The sequence below is a fragment of the Pectinatus haikarae genome (assembly GCF_015732185.1).
Lineage (GTDB): Bacteria > Bacillota > Negativicutes > Selenomonadales > Selenomonadaceae > Pectinatus > Pectinatus haikarae.
In genome coordinates, this window is sequence record NZ_WIQM01000015.1 from 207,884 (window position 1) to 230,425 (window position 22,542).

21 protein-coding genes are annotated in these 22,542 nt (G+C 40.3%); 9 read left to right on the top strand and 12 right to left on the bottom strand.

Annotation, left to right across the window (positions count from 1 at the left end):
- Positions 1-25: 25 nt before the first annotated feature.
- The 9 genes from I6758_RS10410 to I6758_RS10450 form a co-directional block, all read right to left on the bottom strand.
- On the bottom strand, positions 26-484 hold the full coding sequence (locus I6758_RS10410) for a MarR family winged helix-turn-helix transcriptional regulator (protein WP_196605191.1): 459 nt from the start codon (positions 482-484) through the stop codon (positions 26-28).
- A gap of 223 nt (positions 485-707) precedes the next feature.
- Positions 708-1,598, bottom strand: coding sequence for an AraC family transcriptional regulator (locus I6758_RS10415; RefSeq protein WP_196605192.1), 891 nt, complete (start codon positions 1,596-1,598; stop codon positions 708-710).
- A gap of 25 nt (positions 1,599-1,623) precedes the next feature.
- On the bottom strand, positions 1,624-2,856 hold the full coding sequence (fabF, locus tag I6758_RS10420; RefSeq protein ID WP_196605247.1) for a beta-ketoacyl-ACP synthase II: 1,233 nt from the start codon (positions 2,854-2,856) through the stop codon (positions 1,624-1,626).
- Positions 2,857-3,229: 373 nt separating this feature from the next.
- Positions 3,230-3,421 carry a YwbE family protein gene (locus tag I6758_RS10425; protein ID WP_196605193.1) on the bottom strand — a complete coding sequence of 64 codons (192 nt, stop codon included), beginning with the start codon at positions 3,419-3,421 and terminating at the stop codon, positions 3,230-3,232.
- A 144-nt stretch (positions 3,422-3,565) separates the two neighbouring features.
- Positions 3,566-4,750: a methyl-accepting chemotaxis protein gene (locus I6758_RS15155; RefSeq protein ID WP_196605194.1), complete on the bottom strand. Its 1,185-nt coding sequence runs from the start codon at positions 4,748-4,750 to the stop codon at positions 3,566-3,568.
- A gap of 422 nt (positions 4,751-5,172) precedes the next feature.
- The gene (locus tag I6758_RS10435) at positions 5,173-6,111 is read right to left on the bottom strand and encodes an NAD(P)-dependent oxidoreductase (RefSeq protein WP_196605195.1); all 939 of its coding nucleotides are present in this window, start codon (positions 6,109-6,111) and stop codon (positions 5,173-5,175) included.
- Positions 6,112-6,401: 290 nt separating this feature from the next.
- Positions 6,402-7,745, bottom strand: coding sequence for an adenosylmethionine--8-amino-7-oxononanoate transaminase (gene bioA / locus I6758_RS10440; protein WP_196605196.1), 1,344 nt, complete (start codon positions 7,743-7,745; stop codon positions 6,402-6,404).
- Positions 7,746-7,767: 22 nt separating this feature from the next.
- Positions 7,768-8,445 carry a dethiobiotin synthase gene (gene bioD, locus I6758_RS10445; RefSeq protein ID WP_196605197.1) on the bottom strand — a complete coding sequence of 226 codons (678 nt, stop codon included), beginning with the start codon at positions 8,443-8,445 and terminating at the stop codon, positions 7,768-7,770.
- 27 nt (positions 8,446-8,472) lie between these two features.
- Positions 8,473-9,033 carry a biotin transporter BioY gene (locus I6758_RS10450; RefSeq protein ID WP_196605198.1) on the bottom strand — a complete coding sequence of 187 codons (561 nt, stop codon included), beginning with the start codon at positions 9,031-9,033 and terminating at the stop codon, positions 8,473-8,475.
- Positions 9,034-9,373: 340 nt separating this feature from the next.
- Here I6758_RS10450 and I6758_RS10455 point away from each other — a divergent pair, with 340 nt between their 5' ends.
- The 6 genes from I6758_RS10455 (at position 9,374) to I6758_RS10480 (ending at position 15,360) form a co-directional block, all read left to right on the top strand.
- Positions 9,374-11,284 (top strand): BglG family transcription antiterminator, encoded by a 1,911-nt coding sequence (locus I6758_RS10455; RefSeq protein ID WP_196605199.1) that lies wholly within the window; start codon positions 9,374-9,376, stop codon positions 11,282-11,284.
- Positions 11,285-11,301: 17 nt separating this feature from the next.
- The gene (locus I6758_RS10460; protein WP_196605200.1) at positions 11,302-11,751 is read left to right on the top strand and encodes a fructose PTS transporter subunit IIA; all 450 of its coding nucleotides are present in this window, start codon (positions 11,302-11,304) and stop codon (positions 11,749-11,751) included.
- Positions 11,752-11,783: 32 nt separating this feature from the next.
- Positions 11,784-12,104 carry a PTS fructose transporter subunit IIB gene (locus I6758_RS10465; RefSeq protein ID WP_196605201.1) on the top strand — a complete coding sequence of 107 codons (321 nt, stop codon included), beginning with the start codon at positions 11,784-11,786 and terminating at the stop codon, positions 12,102-12,104.
- 32 nt (positions 12,105-12,136) lie between these two features.
- Positions 12,137-13,198 carry a PTS fructose transporter subunit IIC gene (locus I6758_RS10470; protein ID WP_196605202.1) on the top strand — a complete coding sequence of 354 codons (1,062 nt, stop codon included), beginning with the start codon at positions 12,137-12,139 and terminating at the stop codon, positions 13,196-13,198.
- 28 nt (positions 13,199-13,226) lie between these two features.
- Positions 13,227-14,486 (top strand): class II D-tagatose-bisphosphate aldolase non-catalytic subunit, encoded by a 1,260-nt coding sequence (locus I6758_RS10475; RefSeq protein ID WP_196605203.1) that lies wholly within the window; start codon positions 13,227-13,229, stop codon positions 14,484-14,486.
- Positions 14,487-14,667: 181 nt separating this feature from the next.
- Positions 14,668-15,360 carry an HAD family hydrolase gene (locus I6758_RS10480; protein ID WP_196605204.1) on the top strand — a complete coding sequence of 231 codons (693 nt, stop codon included), beginning with the start codon at positions 14,668-14,670 and terminating at the stop codon, positions 15,358-15,360.
- Positions 15,361-15,483: 123 nt separating this feature from the next.
- Here I6758_RS10480 and I6758_RS10485 read toward each other — a convergent pair whose 3' ends face one another.
- Positions 15,484-16,596 (bottom strand): aminopeptidase, encoded by a 1,113-nt coding sequence (locus I6758_RS10485; protein WP_231038631.1) that lies wholly within the window; start codon positions 16,594-16,596, stop codon positions 15,484-15,486.
- A gap of 203 nt (positions 16,597-16,799) precedes the next feature.
- Between I6758_RS10485 and murA the strand changes: the two genes are divergently transcribed.
- Together murA and I6758_RS10495 are read left to right on the top strand one after the other, a co-directional pair.
- Positions 16,800-18,065 (top strand): UDP-N-acetylglucosamine 1-carboxyvinyltransferase, encoded by a 1,266-nt coding sequence (murA, locus tag I6758_RS10490; protein ID WP_196605205.1) that lies wholly within the window; start codon positions 16,800-16,802, stop codon positions 18,063-18,065.
- Positions 18,066-18,216: 151 nt separating this feature from the next.
- The gene (locus tag I6758_RS10495) at positions 18,217-19,293 is read left to right on the top strand and encodes an NADH:flavin oxidoreductase (RefSeq protein ID WP_196605206.1); all 1,077 of its coding nucleotides are present in this window, start codon (positions 18,217-18,219) and stop codon (positions 19,291-19,293) included.
- 88 nt (positions 19,294-19,381) lie between these two features.
- Here the strand turns inward: I6758_RS10495 and I6758_RS10500 are convergent, their stop codons facing one another.
- On the bottom strand, positions 19,382-20,482 hold the full coding sequence (locus I6758_RS10500; protein ID WP_196605207.1) for a pyridoxal-phosphate dependent enzyme: 1,101 nt from the start codon (positions 20,480-20,482) through the stop codon (positions 19,382-19,384).
- 392 nt (positions 20,483-20,874) lie between these two features.
- Here I6758_RS10500 and I6758_RS10505 point away from each other — a divergent pair, with 392 nt between their 5' ends.
- Positions 20,875-21,531 (top strand): RsiV family protein, encoded by a 657-nt coding sequence (locus I6758_RS10505; protein ID WP_196605208.1) that lies wholly within the window; start codon positions 20,875-20,877, stop codon positions 21,529-21,531.
- 58 nt (positions 21,532-21,589) lie between these two features.
- On the opposite strand, the gene rbsK is transcribed toward I6758_RS10505, so the two are convergent.
- The gene (gene rbsK / locus I6758_RS10510) at positions 21,590-22,510 is read right to left on the bottom strand and encodes a ribokinase (protein WP_196605209.1); all 921 of its coding nucleotides are present in this window, start codon (positions 22,508-22,510) and stop codon (positions 21,590-21,592) included.
- Positions 22,511-22,542 lie beyond the last annotated feature (32 nt).

Here is a 22,542-nt window from a genome sequence, read left to right on the forward strand (position 1 = left end):
TTTTGCTCTAGAATTTTCATACATACTATCTTTTTTCTTCATAGTGCGCAATTGTTTCCAACTTTAAAAGCAATTGAACAAGTCTGGTTAAATCATCTCCCATATATTCTTTTACTGAATTCTGCGCTTCTTCCCATAATTCCGCGCCTCTGATTGCTGCATTTTCTCCTTGAATTGTCAATGCTACCTGTCGTGTACGTGAATCCCTGCCCTGCCTGACATCAATAAATTCCTCTCTGATCAGCGGTTTCATGTTCCGATTCAGGGTCGTGCGATCTATTTGCACCATTTTTGCCAATTCACTGATAGTGGCTGTTTTCACCGTTCCAAGATGCCGCAAAAGGGACAATTGCGTAACGGTGAGTCCACTCGGTTTCAGTGTATCATCATAAAACTGGGTAATCGCTCTGGAGGCTCTGCGAAGATTCATGCAATTACATCGACTGGGTTGCTTAGGATATACTTCATTCATTTGTTCCTTCATAGATAAACTGCCTCCGCTGTTTTTGTTCTATATAGTCTATGTGTATATACACTATTATTTATAATAATACTATTTTTTTTCACTTCATGTCAAGCATCAGTATACAAAAAATTCCCGACCATGCTACCCCGGCGGCTGCATGACAGCGCTCAAGACTATTTTCAAAAAACTGTCAGTAAAAGCTGCATTGCTATAATATTACTTGATATCAATGCAGCTTTTACTAATTTTTATGATCCGATTCAATTGGCTGATATATATCCAACTCGCAGTAATCATCAGCGGCTATACTGCTGTCAATTAATTCAAAACGGAATGGGACAGAGAAGCGATAGCCTGAGCCAAAAATCCATTTAGTATACATATGCACTAAAAGTCTTCCTATCTTGCGGCCATTAAGATCTTCAGGTCGAAAAAAACCAACAAAACGAAAAACAACATACTTACCGGCAGGAATCTCGATCCCTGCCATATCCTTCGGTACATCCTGTAAATTTTCTACCTGTGCTGCAGGCATATAATAAATATAACCATTTTTACTATTACTCCAATCTGTATATCCATAATATATATTTTCATTTAATACATTTTTAATCTTTCTTCGTTCACCATAAAAAAATTTTTTCCCCAGTTCATTCGCTGCACGATCACCCGATTTATTTACAATTTTAGTCTTTTTTCCTATCAGATAGGTCTTTGGGCGAAATACAAAAAAAGGTTTGTAGATCGCTGAATTTTCTACTCCATATATATCATTTATATTCATTTTTTCAACAATCCTCAGCGATGCTTTTCCACGGCGTGCCTGCTGGGGTGTACACTTAAAATTTTGCCGAAAAGCACGAATATAGGACTGCTCATATTCAAAACCGTACTTTAATGCAATATCCAAAATACGTAAATCACTGTAAATTAAATCGGCTATACTTTCCGATAATTTTCTTGCGTGAACATAGTCCATCAGAGGTGCTCCTGTCAGTGCTCTGAACATACGATGCAAATGATACTTTGATATTAAGCTATGTGCCGCTATCTCATCCAAACTAAGTTTTCCTGTAATATTTTTTTCTATGAATGAAATGCAGCGATTGATGGTGTCTCTTGTATCGACCATAGAATACTGCTCCTAAAAGTTATTTTCACTCTTGAATCCGGCGAAGTACCAGTGCAGCATTTTGTCCGCCAAAACCGAAAGAATTTGTCAACGCAGCAAAACATTTTTGACAGCGTCCTCTATTGGGAATATAATCCAAATCACAATCAGGATCAGCTGCTTTATAATTAATAGTCGGCGGTAAATATTGCTCCTGTATTGCCTTGGCAGTTAATATCGTTTCAATGCCGCCCGCTGCTCCCAATAGATGTCCCGTCATGGATTTTGTTGCACTGACAGCTATCTTTTTTGCATGCCGGCTGAAAACCTTTTTAATTGCCTCCGTTTCGTTCTTATCACCTAAAGGCGTAGACGTTGCATGTGCATTTATATAATCAATTTGATTTGGAGAAATTTCCGCGTCTGCCAATGCCATCCTCATACACTCGGCTATTCCTTCCGGCTTATTGGCCGTAATATGAAAAGCATCATTATTACAGCCATATCCAACAATTTCAGCAATGATGTCCGCTCCCCTGCCGCGGGCATGCTCCAACTCTTCTAATACGAGTATTGCCGCTCCTTCACCTATAACAAAACCATCTCTGAAAAGATCAAACGGGCGGCTTGCGGTAACTGCATCCTCTGTTTTTGACATAGCCTTCATTGCTGTAAAACCTGCTATAGTAAGCTCAGTGATCGGGGCTTCTGCCCCTCCTGCCAGCATAAAATCCATTTTGTCATCACGAATCAACTGAAATGCATCACCAATAGCATTATTGGATGACGCACATGCGGTAACAACGCACTCGGAAAACCCTTCCAGTCCATACTTTATCGCAATCTGCCCATTTGCCATATTCGGAAGCATCATCGGAATCAAAAAAGGGCTGACTCGTCCGATGCCCTTATTATGCAAAATGTTACATTGCTTTTCTATCGTTCCTATACCGCCAATACCTGTTCCAATAATAGAACCTGCCCTCCTGCTGTCCATACTCGCTGCAGTAAACTTACTTTCTTCAACGGCTAATTTAGAGGCAGCCAATGCATATTGTATGAATAAATCCATGTGATTTATATCCTTTTTGCTGAGGAAATCCTGTGCATTGAACACTTTTATTTCTGCGGCATTTTTAGATGGAAATCTTTCTATATCAAATTTTTCAATCCTGCTGATACCAGATATCCCTTTTTTTACTTTCTTCCAAATCTCAGGTACACCGACACCTTGTGAGGTAATCGCTCCCATACCTGTAATAACAACTCTTCGCTTTATCATTAATTAGCTCCGTTCATTCCTAAATTTAACCAAAGGCTCATCAGCCTGAAATAAATATATCATAGAAATAATTTTAGAAATGAACATTCCTTGCTTTTATTTGAAAATACATATATTCTCCACTTTTTCTAAGAATATTTCAGCAAGCTTCTTAACTATAAAATATACGTTCTCTGCAGCAATATTATTTGCCAAAATTCATGATGGAATATTTATACACATAAAAACTTCATACTGCCGATAAAAAATAGAGACATATAACAGGCTGGCTCTGAATAACCTGGTTAATGTCTCTATTTTTCACGGCTGCCATTGTCCTCAATCCGGCAAAAGCTGCTATATATTGAATAAACTGATATATTTTGACCACTTATAAAATTTCTTGGACTCTTCCGATAATGCCGTTGTCAAGCCGCACCTTTATTCCCCTGTGATGCACCTGACTATTAGTCAAAATATCTTTTACGAGACCTTCGGTCAATTGACCTGTCTTTTGATGCTGTTTCTGTACTATTTTTACCCTGCTTCCAGGATGAATATTTTTTCGTTCTGTTCCGTTCATCGTATTCCTCATTTCTACTAATTATTATACCCTTTAACGTGACTGATCGAATATAGTATAACATAGTTTTACAGATACAGTCCCAAACAGATATTTTCAACAAGATCTATCCGTTATTTTATATTTTTAGACCCAAAGGTTCTGTTACTCTCTGACCAAGCTCAATATACTTTGAAACATCGAATTTATTTCTTCGACGCTGGCATTCACTTCCTGCGTAGTAGCAGCCTGAACTTGTATGTATTCATCCATGCTATGTACCTGTTCGGAAATGGATTTTGCAGAGATCACCATTTCATTCAAACTGCTGTCAACTTTTCCTACAGCTTCTGTGCTTTCTCCCGCCAGTTTTCTTATTTCCTCTGCCACTACCTGGAAACCGCGGCCCTCCTGTCCTGCTCTTGCTGCCTCTATTGCGGCATTCAAACCTAATAAATTAGTTTGGTCTGCCAATCCTTTTATCAATAAAGTTATACCTTGTGCCACTTCGACACTCTGATTTGTTTTTTTAACCATTCCTATTGTTGTCTGCTGCGCGGACGTCATACGCTGTGCAGACTCGGCAATACTGCCCACTGTATCTGACAATTGCTTAATTGCCTGAGAAAACTGCTCGGAATGTACTACCAACTGCTTTTCCCGCTCCTGCTTATTCTTTTCTTCCGTTATGTCATACATTGAACCAGCGACCCTGACTGGTATACCCTTATCATTGCGAATAGTAGCGCCATCGGCTCTGAACCAATGATATTCTCCATTTTTAAGCTTAAGTCTATATTCCATCGGATAAGGATTTTTCCCCGACAAATTATGCAGATGTCCTGACAAATCGGTCAATATTCTGTTTTTATCCTCAATATGCAATGAATCACTCCAACTTTCAAGAACATTTGGAAAATCAGTTTCATCAGTATAGCCCAATAAATGACGAAATTCATCAGACCACCAGTAAATATTGTCCGGATTATCCGGATTACCGCCTATAAGACTCAAATCCCATAATCCAACTTGCGAAGCGCTGTTAACCAGCTTCAGCCTTGTTTCTATATTAGCTATATTTTCCCTGAGCTTTTGATTTTCTGTCTCTGCATGCGCCAACTGTTCGGCGTAATCATTCTTTACCACGACTTTTTCCTGTCCCGGCCCGCACATGGAAACAATATCGTTCAGCACCGCTGCTATCTGCAGTACTCTGTCATCATCACTGGCAATGCTGATTTGCTGCTTATAATTTTTCCGGCTGAGATTATCCCGTACGATCTTCATTTTTTGTAACAATGCATCCACATCAGCCCGTTCATCTACTTTTTTAACTCTGGAAAAAATCATCAAGTTCACCCTTTATTGCATACATTTATTTTATAACCCATGAACCATTGAAATTATTACACTTAGCTATGAATAATTCAATTTTATTTACTTAAATAGTCTACAATATATTACGTTCTTATACAATCTAAATGTGAAAATAATTATCATTATATGTTAATATTTTCACATTTAGATTTATTTTTCTATAGCCTGTAATTACTATATCATATCGAAATTAAATAGATAAAACCTTCAGGCTGATTCTATCCATATCAGCCTGAAGGTTTTCAAAAATGCTATGATGCCGATAAGCATCATATTTATCCCCAGATATAATAATCCTTTTACATATTTATACTTTCTATTCAACCAGATAAAAAAAGTTGATATTCCTTTCAATTTCTGCCGATAATGCCCGTCAAAACAATTATTTCATACTGCTACATTACATTCTGCGGTTTTCCATCAAGCCACTCAGCCACATTTTCAAATGCAATAACAGCTCTTTTTTCCAATGCTTCTTTCGTGGCAAAACCTATATGCGGTGTCAGCACAATATTTGGTGCTTTCAGCAAAGGATTGTCTTCCGGTATAGGCGGTTCACCATCAAAAACATCAATCCCTGCACCTGCAATCTGTCCGTTTTCAAGTGCCTGCGCCAACGCTTTTGCATCAACTATAGGTCCTCTTGCTGTATTTATCAGAATAGCATTTTTTTTCATCAATTCTATTTTTTCGGCATTTATCATTCCGCGTGTGCTGTCGTTAAGCGGCATATGCAAAGAAATTATATCGCAAGTACGCAAAATACTATCCATGTCAGAAAATTTATACTCGCTGTTTTGCGGAGGAGTTCTTTTATAACAATATACCTCACAGCCAAAGGCCTTTGCCAATGCAGCTGTTTTCATCCCGATAGCACCGGCCCCGATAATACCGAATGTTTTGCCCGCAAGCTCCAGTCCTAAAAGTCCCGCTCCTGTCTTTCCCTCGTATACAGCCTTGCCGCATTCAGCCAATTTTCTATACAGCGCAATACACATGCCAAGGACTAGCTCGCTTACAGCTTCATTGGCATAACCGGCACAATTTGACACTATTATATTCTTCTTATGACAATATTCCATCCCCACATGATCAACACCGGTGAATGCAACTGAAAGCATTTCAAGTTCCGGACATTTTTCAAGAATATTGTCCTTATAGGGCCTGTTTGCAATCATAACTGCCTGCGCTCCCTGAGAACGCTTTATCTTTTCTTTGTCATCGGCGGGGCTGTTATAATATGCCACTTCAATCCTGTCATGCAATATCTTCCTTGTAAGCTCCTGACATTTTTTCTCATCAATTCCTATGGACTCCACTATTGATAATTTCATAAAATTCCTCCTCAATTTAATTTTACATATTATTTTGAGAATTCACCCTATATTTCGGTTTATACGAAATTTTAGTGTTTCTCTTCGCCATGCACCATTTGTGCAGCGTCAAATTATATTTTCCTGCTACAAAAATTATTTTAAAACAATTATCGCTGCAACACAACCAGAAATAACTTTTATAATATTTGAATGTGCAAATAAAATACCATGAATAGTAGTCCCCGGATAAAAAGAAACCGGTAAAAATCTCCCGGTTTTCTTTAAATGATACATTACAAAAATATGTATCAGCCCAATATCATCCGTATTGCCGCTTCACATTTCTCCACAGCTTTATCCAGTGTTTTTTCGTCTATATTAAGCGCCGGATTAAAATACAGCACATCGCCAAGCGGTCTCAGCAATAATCCTTTTTCCAAAGCTTCTTTATATATCTGATAGCCTGTACGCAGTCCGGCATCAAATGGTTCTTTGCTGTCTTTGTCTCGAACCAGTTCAATAGCGTTAATAAGTCCTATATGGCGTATCTCTCCGACATTCTTATAGTCTCCCAGAGCTTCCTTGAGTTTAGCATGTAAATACCTGCCCGTAGTTTGTGCATGTTCCAATACCCGGCCTTCACGCAGTATTTTCTGCACTGCCAGCGCCGCACTGCAGCCGAGAGGATTGCCGCTGTATGTATGGCTGTGCATAAAAGCCCGCCCTTCACTGTAATCCGCATAAAAAGCAGCATAAATCCTTTCAGTAGTTATTGTCATTGCCATCGGCATATAGCCGCCGGTCAATCCCTTGGAAATACACATAATGTCGGGAGTTATCCCTGCATAATCACAGGCAAACATCTTTCCTGTGCGTCCGAAACCTGTGGCTATTTCATCGACGATAAGCAGCACACCCGTTTCATCGCAAAGCTTCCGCAGTTTCCTCAAGTAAAGGGGCGGATATATCCTCATCCCCGCGCTTCCCTGCAGCAGAGGTTCAATGATCATCGCAGCTGTTTCCTGCCCATAACGGGCAAATGCTGCCTCGGCTTTCTCAAAACACTCGCAACCGCATATTTCTCTCTTTTTATCATACGGGCAGCGATAGCAGTCCGGTGCTTCTACATGGATCGTTTCCATGAGCATAGGTTTATAGATTTTAGCATAAAGATCCATGCTGCCCACTGACAGCGCACCTATCGTTTCACCGTGATATCCTTCAGACAGACACATGAAGCCTGTCCGCCTTGACTGCCCGGTTTGAGCATGATATTGAAATGCCATTTTCAATGCACATTCCACTGATGCTGAACCATTATCAGAAAAATTAAATTTAGTCAATCCTTTCGGCACTATTTTTATCAGTTCTCTGCATAATTCAATAGCCGCTGCATGTGACAAGTTGGCAAAAATAACATGCTCCAATTTATCGAGTTGCTTTTTTACTGCGTCATTTATATCCTGATTGCAGTGCCCCAATAAATTACACCACCAGGAGCTGATAATATCTATATATTCATTGCCGTTGATGTCATAGAGATAGCTGCCTTTTCCATGATCAATAACTATAGGCGGCAGTTCCTCATAATCTTTCATTTGCGAACATGGATGCCATATATACTTCAGATCATCTTCAACAAGCTTATTCATTCAATACACCTCACCTTTATTATCATTCATAAAATGCAGCTAACGCCTCTGCCTCTATATCAAGATCTTTGTCGCCATCCTTCACAAGTGCCGCGATCTTTATCCCTGTCATAGCCTCAATCATCCTGATATTATCCTCCTGCATAGTTCCCCCCATATAATTATTAAGAATGATCCCTTTTACTGGCAAAGAACGATTTTTCATATACTCCACCGTAAGCACAACCGCATTTATTGTACCAAGCCCCGCATCCGCTACAATAACAGACGGCAGAGAGAATTCTTTAATAAAATCTTCCAGAAACAATTTTTGCCGCGCATCATAGCGAATAGGGCAGATTATACCGCCGCTGCCCTCCATTGTAAGATAATCAAATTGCTGTGCGTTTTTACTAAAACCTTCTTTTACCACAGACAGTTCTACGGGATTTTTTTCTATGCGTGCTGCCAAATGAGGTGATACAGCTTCTTTGTAAAGATATGGCACCAGCATTTTATCGGTTTGTCCAATATTGGCAATACGATTTACATACCCGGCGTCACTTTCACCCACACTGTCCGCTCCGCTTATAGCTGCTTTATAATAACCACAATTCAAGCCTGCTTCACGCAGTTTTTTTATTATCAATCCCGTTACATATGTTTTGCCGACATCCGTTCCCGTAGCTGTTATAAACAGCCCTTTTGCTTTTCTTTTCATTCTGATAATACTTCTCCCCTCAATGCATTATTTTCTCAATATCAACCAAGAAACAGGAATCATCTTTTTCCCCAGTACAGCTGCCAATACACATAGTATAAAATCTCCCGGCACAGCCAGAACAAACCCATACAAAAATACCATCCATGCACTTACTGACTTTCCAAGATAAAAATTGCTAATAAAATAACAGTATAACAATCCGCATGCATAAACAATGATAAGCCCCGCCAAATTTGCCGCCAAAAGCCTTTTATATGACGGGCAATTTTTAGTTTTGGCAATACAGCCTGTCAAATAACTGCCCAGGACAAAACCGATCAGATAACCAAAGGTAGGCTGCAATATATACCCCGGACCTCCACCCTCAGTAAAAATCGGCATACCGATAAGCCCCAGCAGTACATATACACCTACGCTGATAGCCCCAAATCTGCCGCCGAGCAAAAGTCCAGCCAGCATCGTAAATAAAAATTGCAGAGTAAACGGTACAACCGGCACCGGAATTCTTATAAATGCTCCTATCGCTATCAATGCCGTAAACAGTCCGCATAAAACGATTTCTCGTTGATTTATTTTTTCAAACATACTTCACCAACTCCTGCATTATTAATTTATCAATAAAAACATATATATCAAGCCAGCTCTTCCTTTTCGTTAATTATTAAATCATAAAAATAAGCTATAGTCAACTATATAATTTTAAAAGTTAACAATAGCTTAAAATCTTTTCTATTTTGATAAACATTTCTAAATGTTAGAATATATATCGCAATAGTAGTTTTTTATATGGATCATTGCTTTTGCAAGATTTTTTTATTATTACATAAAAAAATAAAACCCACATTTTTTTTGGGATTTGCAAAATTATATTGAGTTTTACTGAAAGGAGAGATTTGTTATGATTGGTCCAGACGGAGGGAATAACATGAAATTAATAAGACGACAAGTAAATCTCATGAAATACATACTTGAGAACCCGAAAGCCGGCTTGAAGGAACTTGGCGAAATTATGAATATTTCTATGCAAACCGTCAAATCAGATCTGCAAAACATAAACGATTTCATGCAGGGTTATGGTACCACGGCGGAAGTATTGCCGGGAAGCCAGCTGCATATATACGGTATAGAGAACATGCCTTATATATTAAAAACTGCCGGCCTGATGCTTGAATTTCCGCTTGAGAAACAAATAATCTTAATGCTGCTTTTTAATGATAGTTTCATTGTTTTGCAGGATATAGCTGATACCTTATATGTCAGCAAATCACTTATCGAAAAAATTATGGCAGCCTTATTAAAAAAATACCCTGAGGAATTGCAGTCAGTACGTCATTACGGCATCCGCAGCACTGCCACCCAAGCCGAAAGAAGAAGCCGCTTCGCGGAGATTATGAAGCCGTATATTCAAGGCATCGATTTTAATGAAGAGCTGAAACAATTTCATGTCAGACACTTCCCCATTCTGCGGTATATTACTTCTGACGATATCTCGAAAGGGACGGATGCGCTTAATTATCTTCAAGGCATTTCAGCTTTTACCTTCACTGACGAAGCGGTATGCCAGCTCTTTCTGCAGATCCTCTATATCCGCTTTTATCATCGTAATTATCCAAAAATGCGTATAGAAGCTGCTTTCTTTGATATTGTTCACGGCATGCATAAAGAAAGAGAATATTTGTCGGCAGCTGAAAAAATGTCTTCCATACTGTGTCTCAGTGATAAAAATGAAACCTTTTATTTTTGTTATTTATTTATGACACTGCGCAAACAAAGAATGTCAGACAGCGCTCGCTTTGTACAGGATATGAGTGACGTAATAAATGAGATATTTCAAAAAATTCTCGAACGCACATCAATAGATTTCAGTTCCGATCATGAACTGCTTAACGGCCTTTCCATCCATATTTACACCACAGTTCTGCGCAGAGATTTATTAAAAGCATTTTCTCCTGATTACAGCTGGCACGATATAATGCATCAATATCCACTCGGTTTCGAAATTTCCACTGTTGCAGCTGAAGTGATTTCATCAAGATTTTCATACAAGGTCTCCAATGATGAGATGATTTATTTGACCTTGCATTTTCAGGCGGGAATCGAACGAATGAAAAGCGGTGAAAAAAAACTTCGTATTCTGGTTGTATGTCATTACGGCATGGCTGCCGCAAGTCTGATCGCAACCAAGGTCGAGAGAATCTTTCACGCCGTGGAAATTGCCGATACCATATCCATTCAGCATTTTCTGCAGCTGAAAACAATTGATGCTGATCTTGTTTTGTGTACAGAAAACATAAAATCAGAAAGTATTCCTGTAATTTACATTTCTCCTTTGCTTACACAAAATGAACTCAGGCAAATAAAATATTTTATAGAAATGCACTGCATCAATAATTTATTAGCACTTTTCATTATGCACGCAATAATACTGGATGTGGAAAAGGCCGACTCACGTAATGACATCATAAAAAGTGCCGTTGCCGCACTTCATGACGACAATTTAGTAACAGAAAACTATTTGGCAAGCGTCATAGAAAGAGAAAATATCTCTTCGACAGATGTAGACTCGATCGCGATCCCGCATGGTAATCCAGATTTTGTCAAAGAAAGTAAATTGGTTATCGTCCGTCTTCACAAACCAATACACTGGGAAATATCGGATGTGCGCTATGTTTTTATGTTTGCCGTTTCCAAGGAGCAATTTGTGACAAATTTGACATTGTTTTCAACCTTTTACAAGAAAATGGTCCATTCAAATATAAGAAGTGAAATCAAAAAATTTGGTCATGAAGATGCAAAAATTTTCAGAAAAAAATTAGCTCATTTGCTGAGTTCATAACATGGGAGATGTGAAAAGTGATCAGACAAAATCTGATTTTTATTAACCAGCCATTCCGAAATCGTTCCGAAGTCATCAGCTTTATTGCTTCAAAAGCTGATGAAGCCAAGCTATTAACTGACCAACACGAATTTATCAAAACTGTGCTGCGCCGCGAATCGGAAATTTCTACTTCGATAGGCTATGCGATTGCCATCCCTCATGGGAAAACAGATGCTGTAAAAGAGGCATTTATTGCCTATGCAACCGTAAAAAAACCGTTTGAATGGGACTCTGACACAAAAGATCGTGTAAAAGCAATATTTCTCATAGGTGTACCAAAAAAAAATACTGATAAATTACATCTGAAGGCCATTTCCGAAGTCAGCAAAAAACTTATAAACGATGAATTCAGAAAAAAGCTGTTCGACTGTGAAACAAATGAAGATGCCTTCAGTCTTTTAAATTCTATTAACCGGGAATTTTAATTCATTATTAAAACACAAGGAGCTTGATTTATATGAAAATTGTAGGAGTAGCTGCCTGTATAACGGGCGTGGCCCACACATATATGGCGCAGGAAGCCATTGAACAAGAATGTAAGAAAAGAGGCTATGACGTAAAAGTCGAAACTCAGGGCGGTATGGGGATTGACAACGAGCTGAGCGAAGAAGAAATTGCCGATGCTGACGTTGTGATCATGGCTATAGCTATAGGTATAGAAGGAGAAGAACGTTTTGAAGAAAAAGATGATGAGGGCAGAATCCTGACATTGAATCCAGCAGAAGTCATTCGCAACCCCGCCGCTGTCATCGACAAAGCAATAGGTCTAATAAAATAATTTATATTGCATATATTAAGGAGGATGGAACGATGTCCGCTACTATGAAAAACTTCATCGACGACTTGACTAAAGCATTCAGTACAGGCGTTTCTTATATGATGCCCACGGTCGTTGTCGGCGGTATATGTCTTGCGCTCTCGTTAGCCGGCGGCGATGCCACCGCAGGCAAGGGTATGGTAGTCACGAACCCGTTTTTACAAAATATCGGCATTATCGGCAGTGCCGGTTTCTCCATGATGATCCCGATATTGTCTGGCTATATCGCTTATTCTGTTGCAGGGAAACCCGGCATAACCCCCGGTATGATCACCGGCTTCATAGCCAATACCCCAATAGGAGAAAATCATGTACAGACCGGTTTTCTGGGAGCAATGCTGTTGGGAGTATTATGCGGCTTTCTTGCCAGATGGGTGAAAAAATGGAAGGTCAGTGATACTGTCAAAGCGATCATGCCGATATTGATAATCCCCATTGTCACCACAGTGATCGTTGCCCTGATATATATATATATACTGGTAGGACCGATAGGGGCTGCCATGAGATGGTTGATAGACCTATTGTCCGGAATGCAGGGAGGCAGCGCTTTAATCCTGGGATTGATTCTCGGTGCCATGGCGGCCTTCGACATGGGTGGTCCTGTCAATAAGACCGCAACAGCTTTTACGCTGGCACTTATGGCAGAAGGAATATACGGTCCGAACGGAGCTTATCGCATCGCAGTTGCAGTCCCTCCGCTCGGTATAGCATTATCCACTTTTGTATCACGCAGCAAATGGGGGGCGGATGACCGCCGGATGGGACCATCTGCGGCTTTTATGGGACTTATCGGCATCACCGAGGGTGCTATACCCTTTGCCGTTAAAAGTCTGAAAACAGTCATCCCATCCATAATGATCGGCAGTGCCGTTGGCGCCGGCCTCGGCATGATGCATGGTGTTGAATGCATGGTCCCGCACGGAGGACTCATCGTCATCGCAGCAGTCAATAAAGCCCCATTATGGTATGCCGTTGATATGGCTGTGGGTGTGGTAGTCACAGCCATCTGTCTGCATATCCTGCGGCCGAATATAGAGACCAATGATATAAAATAATATAGTAAACGCAAAGGAGTTCTTCACAATGCATAAAATTACGTTAAATGAAGTCGTAAAAAAAATGTTAACCCTGAAAGGCAAAAACAAAGCCAGTTTGCTGGGTATCGGACCGATGTCAATAAATTTGCTGAAGGCCTCCATGCTGCTTGCCAAGGAAAAAGATTTTCCCTTAATGTTTATCGCCAGCCGTAATCAAGTGGATGCCGATGAATTAGGCGGTGGTTATGTATGCAGCTGGGACCAAAAACGTTTTTCTGACGCAATTAAAAAGGCAGCAGATGAAATAAACTATACCGGCCTTTATTACCTCTGCCGCGATCATGGCGGTCCCTGGCAGCGTGACAGCGAACGCAACGCGCATTTGCCTGAGAAAGAAGCTATGACACTTGGCAAAAAATCATATATAATAGATTTGATAAATAACTTCGATCTTCTGCATATTGATCCTACAAAAGACCCTTATACCGTCGGTAAAGTTATTGACATGAACGTCAATATTGATCGCACCGTAGAATTAATAGAGTATGTAGAAAAAGAACGTATAGCACGCAGCCTTCCGGCTATCAGTTATGAAGTGGGAACAGAAGAAACTAACGGCGGGCTGACTTCCAGTGAAAACTACGAAAAATTTATAAAAGCGTTGACCTCACGGCTTGATGAAAGGAATCTCCCCCACCCTGCGTTTATTGTGGGAAATACAGGAACTCTCACGCGTCTCACCGAGAATGTGGGGCATGTTGATTCTACCTCATGCAAAAAACTGTCTTCAATAGCAAAAAAATATGATGTAGGCCTGAAAGAACATAATGGCGATTATCTTGACGATGCGATTTTACTGGAGCACCCTGCACTCGGGGTAACAGCAATGAATGTGGCTCCTGAATTCGGTACCGTTGAAACGCAGGCATATCTGAAACTCACTCAGGTCGAAAACAGACTGACAGAACAGGGACTTCTGGATAAAGCTTCCGATCTGCGTAAAGCCTTACAGGAAGAAGCCGTAAAAAGCGGTCGTTGGAAAAAATGGATGGTTGACGGTAAAGACAAATTATCCCCCGAAGAAATTTTTAAAGATAAGAAATTAACGCTTCTTATCACTGAAATAAGCGGGCATTACACATTCAACAATGATCGAGTAAAACAGGAAACAGCAAAATTATATGATAATCTGGCCGCCAACGGAATCGACGGAGAAAAATATGTAATATATAAAATTAAAAATTCTATTGACCGTTATGTTGAATGCTTTAACCTAAAAGGCCTTACTTCCAAACTAATGAAGTGACATGATATAACAGAACAGCAATGAAGGCAGAATAGACGTAATATTCTGCCTTCATTGCTATAATCATTACTATGCTGTATCATAATTGCAGGTGCGTCCGGCCTTGCTGTATTCGGTTTTTATATTCTGTCCAATTTACTTTTCTCTGCAAATTTACCTTAAATAGAAAAGGAGCGCTACTTTGAATATTATTTTTGATATGGATGATACTCTTTACAATTTGATGCAGCCCTTCCGGCAAGCTCATGAAGATTTATATTACGACAAAAATATAGATTGTAATAAATTGTTTATGCTCTCCAGAATATATTCGGACCAAATACTTGAAGCAGAAAAAAAGGGGCTTATTCCTCATGAGGACTGTTTTTATCTCCGTATAAAAAAGACATACCATGACGTTGGCATTCAAATATCAAGAAAAGCCGCGGAATGTTTTGAAACGAAATATCGGTATTATCAGTCCCATATATCAATTCCGGAGCATATAGTTAAAATACTCAATTTTTGCAGGACAAAACACATATTTATTGCTTTGCTTTCAAACGGCATGCGAAAGTCTCAGTATCTAAAGATCAACGCTCTGCATTTAGAGCAATGGTTTTCCCCTGACAGAATTTTTATATCGGAAGATACTGGTTATCTGAAACCAGATGCAAAAATCTTCAAATTTGTTGAAAGGAAATTAGGCATATCCGCTGCCGAAACCTGGTATATAGGCGATACATATGAAACTGACATCCAGGGCGCAAATGGTGCTGGCTGGAAAACCATATGGTTTAACCATAGAAAGCGTACTTGCCCCGTTCCCAGTCTTGCCGACAGGGAAGTGCACAACGGTTCTATGCTGCTGTCTGCGATAAAGAACCTTTTATAAAATATTACGCGCAGAATCAAAATTGTCTTATCTGCCATATATTACAAATGGCAGGCACTTCAATATGGAGAATAAAGCTGCCTGCCATTTCATGAGTATGGTTTGCCAATCTGTCACAAAATACTATTTCAAGTTTTCCGGATTGAGACATTGCAGATCGTCGGGAAGAAATATGCCATCTTTTCTTATCAGCTCACCGTCAAGATATATTTCTCCACCGCCATAAGCTTCCGTCTGAATCAGCACAAGATCCCAATGAACGGATGACCGATTTGTATTATCGGCGTCATCATAGGCACAGCCCGGTGTAAAATGCAGGCTGCCACTTATTTTTTCATCAAACAAGGTATCCTTCATTGGAAAAGTTATATATGGATTCAAACCAAAAGAAAATTCGCCTATATAGCGGGCACCTTCATCCGTATCGAGAATTTTATTCAGTTCTGCGGTTTTATTTGCTGTTGCTTCTATTATTTTTCCGTCTCTAAAAGTAAGTGATATATTTTCAAAAGTAACCCCTTGATAAACCGCCGGCGTATTATAGGTTATAGTTCCGTTTACAGAATTTTTTACAGGTGCCGTGTACAATTCTCCGTCAGGTATATTGCATTCACCGGAGCATTTTACAGCCGGCATATTTTTTATGGAAAAACTTATGTCCGTGCCCGGTCCTTTTATATGAACCTTATCCGTTTTCTCCATACGTTTCTTCAGCGGTGTCATAGCTTCATGCATTTTGCCATAATCGAGATTGCATACGTCAAAAAAGTAATCCGTAAATTTTTCTGTGCTCATATTCGCCAATTGCGCCATAGCTGAATTCGGATAACGCAGGATACACCATTTTGTCTGCGGTACTCTGATATCACCATGTACCGGTTTGAGCCAATACATTTGATAAAGCTTCATCTCTTCCTGCGGAACATCGCTCATTTCACTGACGTTATTGCTGCCGCGCACCGCGATATAAGCACTCATCCCTTTCATGCGCATAGACTCATAATCCGCAATGAACTGCAGTTGCTCTTTTTTAGCACCCATAATTAATTCCCGCTGCAATTCCTGCATTTTTACACTAAGAAAAGGCACCGCACCAGCCTTATAGGCTTCTCTTACCAATGCCTTGCCCAGCTCTATTCCATCGTCAAATACCTCGATAAGTATTTTTTCATTTACCTCGAGGTGTGTAGAATAATTTATAAGATTATGTGCCAGTGTTTCTATACGTTTATCCAAAATAAATTCCCCCTCATATTAGTTTCAATAAAAGTGTAGTGCATACTGTCTTTTTTTTCAACAGCGATCGCAAAAATACATTTGCGGCAATGCTCCTTCCTGCCTGTTTTACAAAGCGTTTACAGCCCGTAAGATAAGGCTTGCCATATGTATTTTTAAATGGTAAACTATATGAGATATAAGCATTTTTCGGGGGATATAAATTGGAAAAATTAGTCATAAACGGTGGCAGAAAACTCTGCGGCCGTGTTAAAATAAGCGGTGCAAAAAATGCTGTCCTGCCTATTATCGCTGCAACATTATTGGGTCAGGACCATCCTTGTATTTTGGAAGAAGTTCCCTGTCTGGACGACGTCGAAACGATTTCTGAAGTTTTAAACGAACTTGGCGTTACTGTAAAATTTGATGAAACCAATCATACCTTTACAGCCGACAGTACAAATATAGCCTCATGTGAAGCTCCATATGAACTTATACGTAAAATGAGGGCTTCTTTTCTCATTATGGGTCCTTTGCTTTCGCGCTGCGGACATTCAAAGATTTCTCTGCCCGGCGGCTGCGCGATCGGTACACGCCCTATAGATCTCCATCTGAAAGGCTTTGAAGCTTTGGGGGCGCAAATAGAAATAGGTCATGGTTTTATTAATGCCACCGTTCCGGATAAACTGCGCGGTGCTAAAATCTATCTGGATTTTCCAAGCGTCGGTGCCACAGAAAATATCATGATGGCCGCATGTATGGCAGAGGGAAAAACTCTTCTGGAGAATCCTGCACAGGAACCTGAGATCATTGATTTAGCTAACTTTCTCAATATGATGGGGGCCAATATCCGCGGTGCCGGCACCAACGTCATTAAGATTGAAGGCGTAAAAAAACTGACCGGCTGCAATTATACTATAATTCCCGACCGTATTGAGGCCGGCACTTACATGGTCGCCGCCGCAATGACTATGGGAGACATATATATTGAAAACGCTATCAGCGAGCATCTTAAACCAGTCATCGCAAAACTGTCGGAAGCCGGTGCCGAAATCATTGAAGACGTAAAGGGCATTCGTGTAAAAGGCACTAAAAAGCTTAAGGCTGTCGATGTTAAAACCATGCCGTATCCCGGTTTTCCTACAGATATGCAGGCACAATTCATGGCCATGCTGACCGTTGCCGAAGGCACCGGTCTCGTAACCGAAACCGTCTTCGAAAACAGATTCATGCATGTTGATGAATTAAAAAGAATGGGCGCCAATATAAAGATAGAAGGACGAACTTCTGTCGTTGAAGGAGTTGCCCATCTTCTCGGCTGTCAGGTAAAAGCTACTGATCTGCGGGCAGGAGCTGCTATGGTGCTGGCCGGACTTGTAGCTGACGGCGAAACGAGAATCGGCTATATACATCACATTGACCGCGGCTATGACAATCTTGTCGGCAAACTTTGCAGCCTGGGCGCAAACATAAAACGTATAAACGATTGAACTAATAATAATAAATAACTGTTCTCATCCAATCCGCTCTTATGAAAATCAGCATTCATACAGAGCGGATACGTATTAGTATCTACAACTTCCTCAACAGCCAAAATTCTTTCAACACATTCTCATTATTTTTTTGTAAAGGACGTAAGAAATGATTCCCCTAGACAAACCTGCAAAACTTTCGCATTTAACATTAAAAAACCCCTTCATTCGCTCAGCCGTACATAGTTTTTTAGGCTCGGAAGACGGTTTCATGACGGATCTGGAATTTCAAATGTATGAAAAACTTTCCAGCAATAATATCGCCCTTATCATAAGCGGACATTGCTGTGTACTTGCCGGCGGCCTTGCTAACAAAGAACAGATACGTATTGACGATGACAAATATATCGCTCAATTCAGCAAAGCAGCAGCGCTAATACATCATAATAACTGTCTTTTCATGCCGCAAATAAATCATGCCGGACCGCGTGCTATCGATACAGAGGAATTTTTCGATGTCAGTGCAGGTGATTTACCCAAAAATCACCATGCAGAAGAGCTGTCACTTAAACAAATCAGTCATATAAAAACAGCATTTATCAATGCAGCCAGCCGCCTGAAGCGGGCCGGTGTCGACGGTGTACAACTACACGGAGCACACAGTTATCTTTTATCACGCTTTATAGATAAAACTTTTAACAAACGCCGTGACGAATACGGCGGCAATATTGAAAACCGATTTCGTCTGTGCGCACAAATTATAGCCGGCATAAAAGAAAAATGCGGTCCTGATTTTCCGGTATCCATTAAAATAAATAACGATACCGATACAGATAACAACGATTATGCCGCAGATATGAATTATGTTATGAATAAATGCCGTGAATTAGACGTGGAATTTGTCGAATGGAGCGGCGTGGACTTTATCAATCAGCCACGTGCAGACTCCCTGTACTATTTTGACAGAATAGCGGAATTTGCCAGGAGTGCGCCTCTGCCGATAAGCATTGTCGGCGGCATCAAAAGCGTCGATGACATAGCAAAAGTGCTTGACAGCAAAATACCGCTTATTTCTTTGGCCCGTCCATTGATCTGCGAGCCGGACATATTGACAAGGTTTGCGGCGGGGACGGCTGAAAAGTCTTCCTGCCTTGCCTGCAATCGCTGTTTTGCCGTACCTCATCTGCATCATGGAGTGCGCTGTATCCTGCATTGGCGCGACATCCGCAAACAACAGGAAAGTTAAAATAATCATTAAAAGGGTCAAACGCAGAAATTCAATAATCTCTGCGTTTGACCCTTTTAATAACAGCATACTTATATTATATAATAAATCACCATGGTTCAGATTTCAATCCTGCGCCACACATCGGAATGAGACACTTGCCCATTTTGCCGAATTGTTTGCAGTAAAGCTGATATGCCGCATAACTGACCGCTGTTGTATGCTCACAAAAAATTCCCTTTGCCGCAAGCTTGCCGCGTGTCGGCAATATCATTTCTTCCGGAACGGCAAGTACTGTTATATCGTACTTATAAATATATTCCAATATCTCTTTGCCGCGCATCGGTACACCGACGGCAATACCTTCCGCCAAAGTTGGTTTTACCTGCACTTGCACCGGGACTGCGGATTTTCTTTTCACTGCTTCCACAAAAGGTGCGCAGGCTTCACTTTGAACTGCAATAATTTTTGGCATCTTATCAATAATACCTGCCGAAAGAAATTCTTCAAGTGCCTTGATCACGCCGATGAGCAATGTTCCGTTGCCAAGTGGTACTATAATATTTTCTGGGATTTTCTTTAATTGTTCGTAAACTTCATAAATATAAGTTTTTGTTCCTTCATAAAAAAATGGATTATACACATGATTGGCATAATAGCCGCCTTCTTTTTCCACTTTCGCCCGGCACACATTGGCACAATCATCACGTGACCCTTGTATTACATTGCAGACAGCACCATGTGCACGAATCATGCCTACTTTTTTTGGCGATGTACTGTCAGGTACAAATATTTCACAATTTATGCCTGCCCTGCCGCAGTATGCCGCCACGCTGTCTCCTGCATTGCCGCTGGAATCCTGCACTACGCCCTTCACACCTATGCTGTGACAATGCGATATAAGAACTGCCGCGCCGCGATCTTTAAAAGATAAGGTGGGCATATAATAGTCCATTTTAAACAAAACATCATCATCGAAATTGATAATAGGGGTCATGCCCTCCCCCAATGAAATATTCCGCCAGGAATCACCCTCTACAGGCATAAATTCCCGGTAGCGAAAAATGTTCCAAGTGTCCTTATCAATCTTCTCCAAATCAAATTTAGGAGCCGTATAATCAAGCTTCCACAATCCCCCACATTTATCACATTTAGCTTTATAGGTTGCCGCACTTTCCTTATGACCGCAATCCGAACACACAAAATTCATATAAATTCCTCCATATCAGCCGATGAAAATAACCCGCATGATGACTTTATCTTCTGCAAATCCATTATTTTCAGACACAGAATACAGGCAGATGACCTTTTCTCAATTCTGACGATACCAATCGCTGCAAGATAATTCCATCAACAGATCTTTTGTACACATTATAACATAAAAAACTTCCTGTAAAGTGTATCATGCCAAGGAGTAATACCTTCTATGATTTTCTTGCATAGCAACTATATGCTGATGATATAAAAACACTGTTTTGTTTATTATATTATTTTTTTAATATATCAAAATGCTCTAAAAAAAATGATTTTTCATTGACTAATTCTATCCGTTAATGTTATTTTTATTATAATGAATAGATTATATATGAAGGAGGAACCACCATGCCAAAAGTAATTTTTAAATTGACTCTTATGCTCTTCACCGTTGTTTTACTCTGTATGGGTACAGTTTATGCCGGCAGTAAAAAAATCACTCCCAGTGACGTCACCAGTGTCAATTTCTATCTTGGCAACGAAAAATCCGAATATCCAATCGTGCGAACAGCTGATTTTGATGCCAGTTACAAAATCAACAAAGACATAGAACTTTATCTTGCCGATATGCGTGCAGCTTTCGACAGCAGCGACGATGTAACCAGCAGTTTCAGTTACAAGCTCCATTATGAGGACAGCCAGACCTTATCATTGACCTTCAATGAATATCGGTATCACGACCATGCCGCCCATGGCAGCTACTATATCCATGGTGCTGTATATGATAAAACTACCGGAGAACAGGTACCTTTGGAACATTATCTTGTTTTCACTCCTCAGCAGCTTCAGGAATCCATTGATAACAATACTGCAAAAATCTATGGCGGAGATGGCACAGCCTCTCTTTCGGCTGATGAAATCAGTAAAATAACTTATATCCCCGCTGACTATTATCTTTTAAAGCGTCCTGATGGCATGTATATAGGGCTTTTATACCCTCCTTATGAACTTGCGCCTTGGGCTGCAGGTATAATCCATATCGTTCTTCCTATGCCTAAAGGCTGAAATATTTAAGTAAAAAGCTGCTGCAAATACAATTGCGGCAGCTTTTTTGATTCTTAATTCAATTATCAGCCTGTATAAAATCCTCTAACTCTTCTTTTACAGGAAAGGAAATCTGAGCACCTTTTTTCATCACACTCATTGCGGCAAACGCAGATCCCCGTCTCATGGACAGAGGGATATCCCTTGTCTCAACATAACTTGCAGCAAAACTGCCGATAAACGCATCTCCTGCTCCGGTCGTATCTACCGGCACCACCTTAAAGGGAGCAATCTTTTCACAGTGTTTTGCATCCATCCACAAAGACCCTTTTTCCCCCATGGTGACAATAACATTTTTCATTCCTTGCTTTATAAGCTTTTCTGAGGCAGCCAATATTTCGTCGTCCGTTGAAACCGGCATCCCCGTCAAAATAGCAAGTTCTGTTTCGTTAGGAACAAAGAAATCACATTTGCAGGCTGTTTCCACAGGCAGTTCTTTACAAGCCGGTGCAGGATTCAACAAGATCGGAATGTTATTCGCCCCGGCAAATTCTATAGCCGTACAGACAGTTTCCAATGGTATTTCTAATTGCAGAATAAGCAAAGAACATTTTTTCAGCGCTTCTGCCGATTTTTCAATATCAGCTGGTTGAAGATGAAGATTAGCTCCTTTATAAATCAAAATACGATTTTGTGCGGATGCATCGACAAGAATTGCAGCCATTCCGCTGCCCACTCCCGGTACTTTTGTCACATATGTCGTATCTACATTATATTGAGAGAAATTTCTCATAGCAGTTTTTCCAAACATATCATCCCCGACCTTGGCGATCATCATCACATCCGCTCCGGACTTTGCCGCCGCAATTGCCTGATTGGCCCCTTTGCCGCCGCAATTTATAAAAAAATCATCGGCCTCTTTTGTCTCTCCCGCTTCCGGGATTTTATCCGCATATGATACCAAATCAATCATGACTGAGCCGATTACTGCAATTCTCATTCTTCTTTCCTCCGCAGTATTTTGTTAAAAAA

What these genes read in the sequence shown, in the direction of transcription:
- I6758_RS10410 (WP_196605191.1), bottom strand. Translation starts at nt 484, where the DNA reads ATGAAGGAACAAATGAATGAAGTATATCCTAAGCAACCCAGTCGATGT.
- I6758_RS10415 (WP_196605192.1), bottom strand. Translation starts at nt 1,598, where the DNA reads ATGGTCGATACAAGAGACACCATCAATCGCTGCATTTCATTCATAGAA.
- I6758_RS10425 (WP_196605193.1), bottom strand. Translation starts at nt 3,421, where the DNA reads ATGAACGGAACAGAACGAAAAAATATTCATCCTGGAAGCAGGGTAAAA.
- I6758_RS15155 (WP_196605194.1), bottom strand. Translation starts at nt 4,750, where the DNA reads ATGATTTTTTCCAGAGTTAAAAAAGTAGATGAACGGGCTGATGTGGAT.
- I6758_RS10435 (WP_196605195.1), bottom strand. Translation starts at nt 6,111, where the DNA reads ATGAAATTATCAATAGTGGAGTCCATAGGAATTGATGAGAAAAAATGT.
- bioA (WP_196605196.1), bottom strand. Translation starts at nt 7,745, where the DNA reads ATGAATAAGCTTGTTGAAGATGATCTGAAGTATATATGGCATCCATGT.
- bioD (WP_196605197.1), bottom strand. Translation starts at nt 8,445, where the DNA reads ATGAAAAGAAAAGCAAAAGGGCTGTTTATAACAGCTACGGGAACGGAT.
- I6758_RS10450 (WP_196605198.1), bottom strand. Translation starts at nt 9,033, where the DNA reads ATGTTTGAAAAAATAAATCAACGAGAAATCGTTTTATGCGGACTGTTT.
- I6758_RS10455 (WP_196605199.1), top strand. Translation starts at nt 9,374, where the DNA reads ATGAAATTAATAAGACGACAAGTAAATCTCATGAAATACATACTTGAG.
- I6758_RS10465 (WP_196605201.1), top strand. Translation starts at nt 11,784, where the DNA reads ATGAAAATTGTAGGAGTAGCTGCCTGTATAACGGGCGTGGCCCACACA.
- I6758_RS10470 (WP_196605202.1), top strand. Translation starts at nt 12,137, where the DNA reads ATGTCCGCTACTATGAAAAACTTCATCGACGACTTGACTAAAGCATTC.
- I6758_RS10475 (WP_196605203.1), top strand. Translation starts at nt 13,227, where the DNA reads ATGCATAAAATTACGTTAAATGAAGTCGTAAAAAAAATGTTAACCCTG.
- I6758_RS10495 (WP_196605206.1), top strand. Translation starts at nt 18,217, where the DNA reads ATGATTCCCCTAGACAAACCTGCAAAACTTTCGCATTTAACATTAAAA.
- I6758_RS10500 (WP_196605207.1), bottom strand. Translation starts at nt 20,482, where the DNA reads ATGAATTTTGTGTGTTCGGATTGCGGTCATAAGGAAAGTGCGGCAACC.
- I6758_RS10505 (WP_196605208.1), top strand. Translation starts at nt 20,875, where the DNA reads ATGCCAAAAGTAATTTTTAAATTGACTCTTATGCTCTTCACCGTTGTT.
- rbsK (WP_196605209.1), bottom strand. Translation starts at nt 22,510, where the DNA reads ATGAGAATTGCAGTAATCGGCTCAGTCATGATTGATTTGGTATCATAT.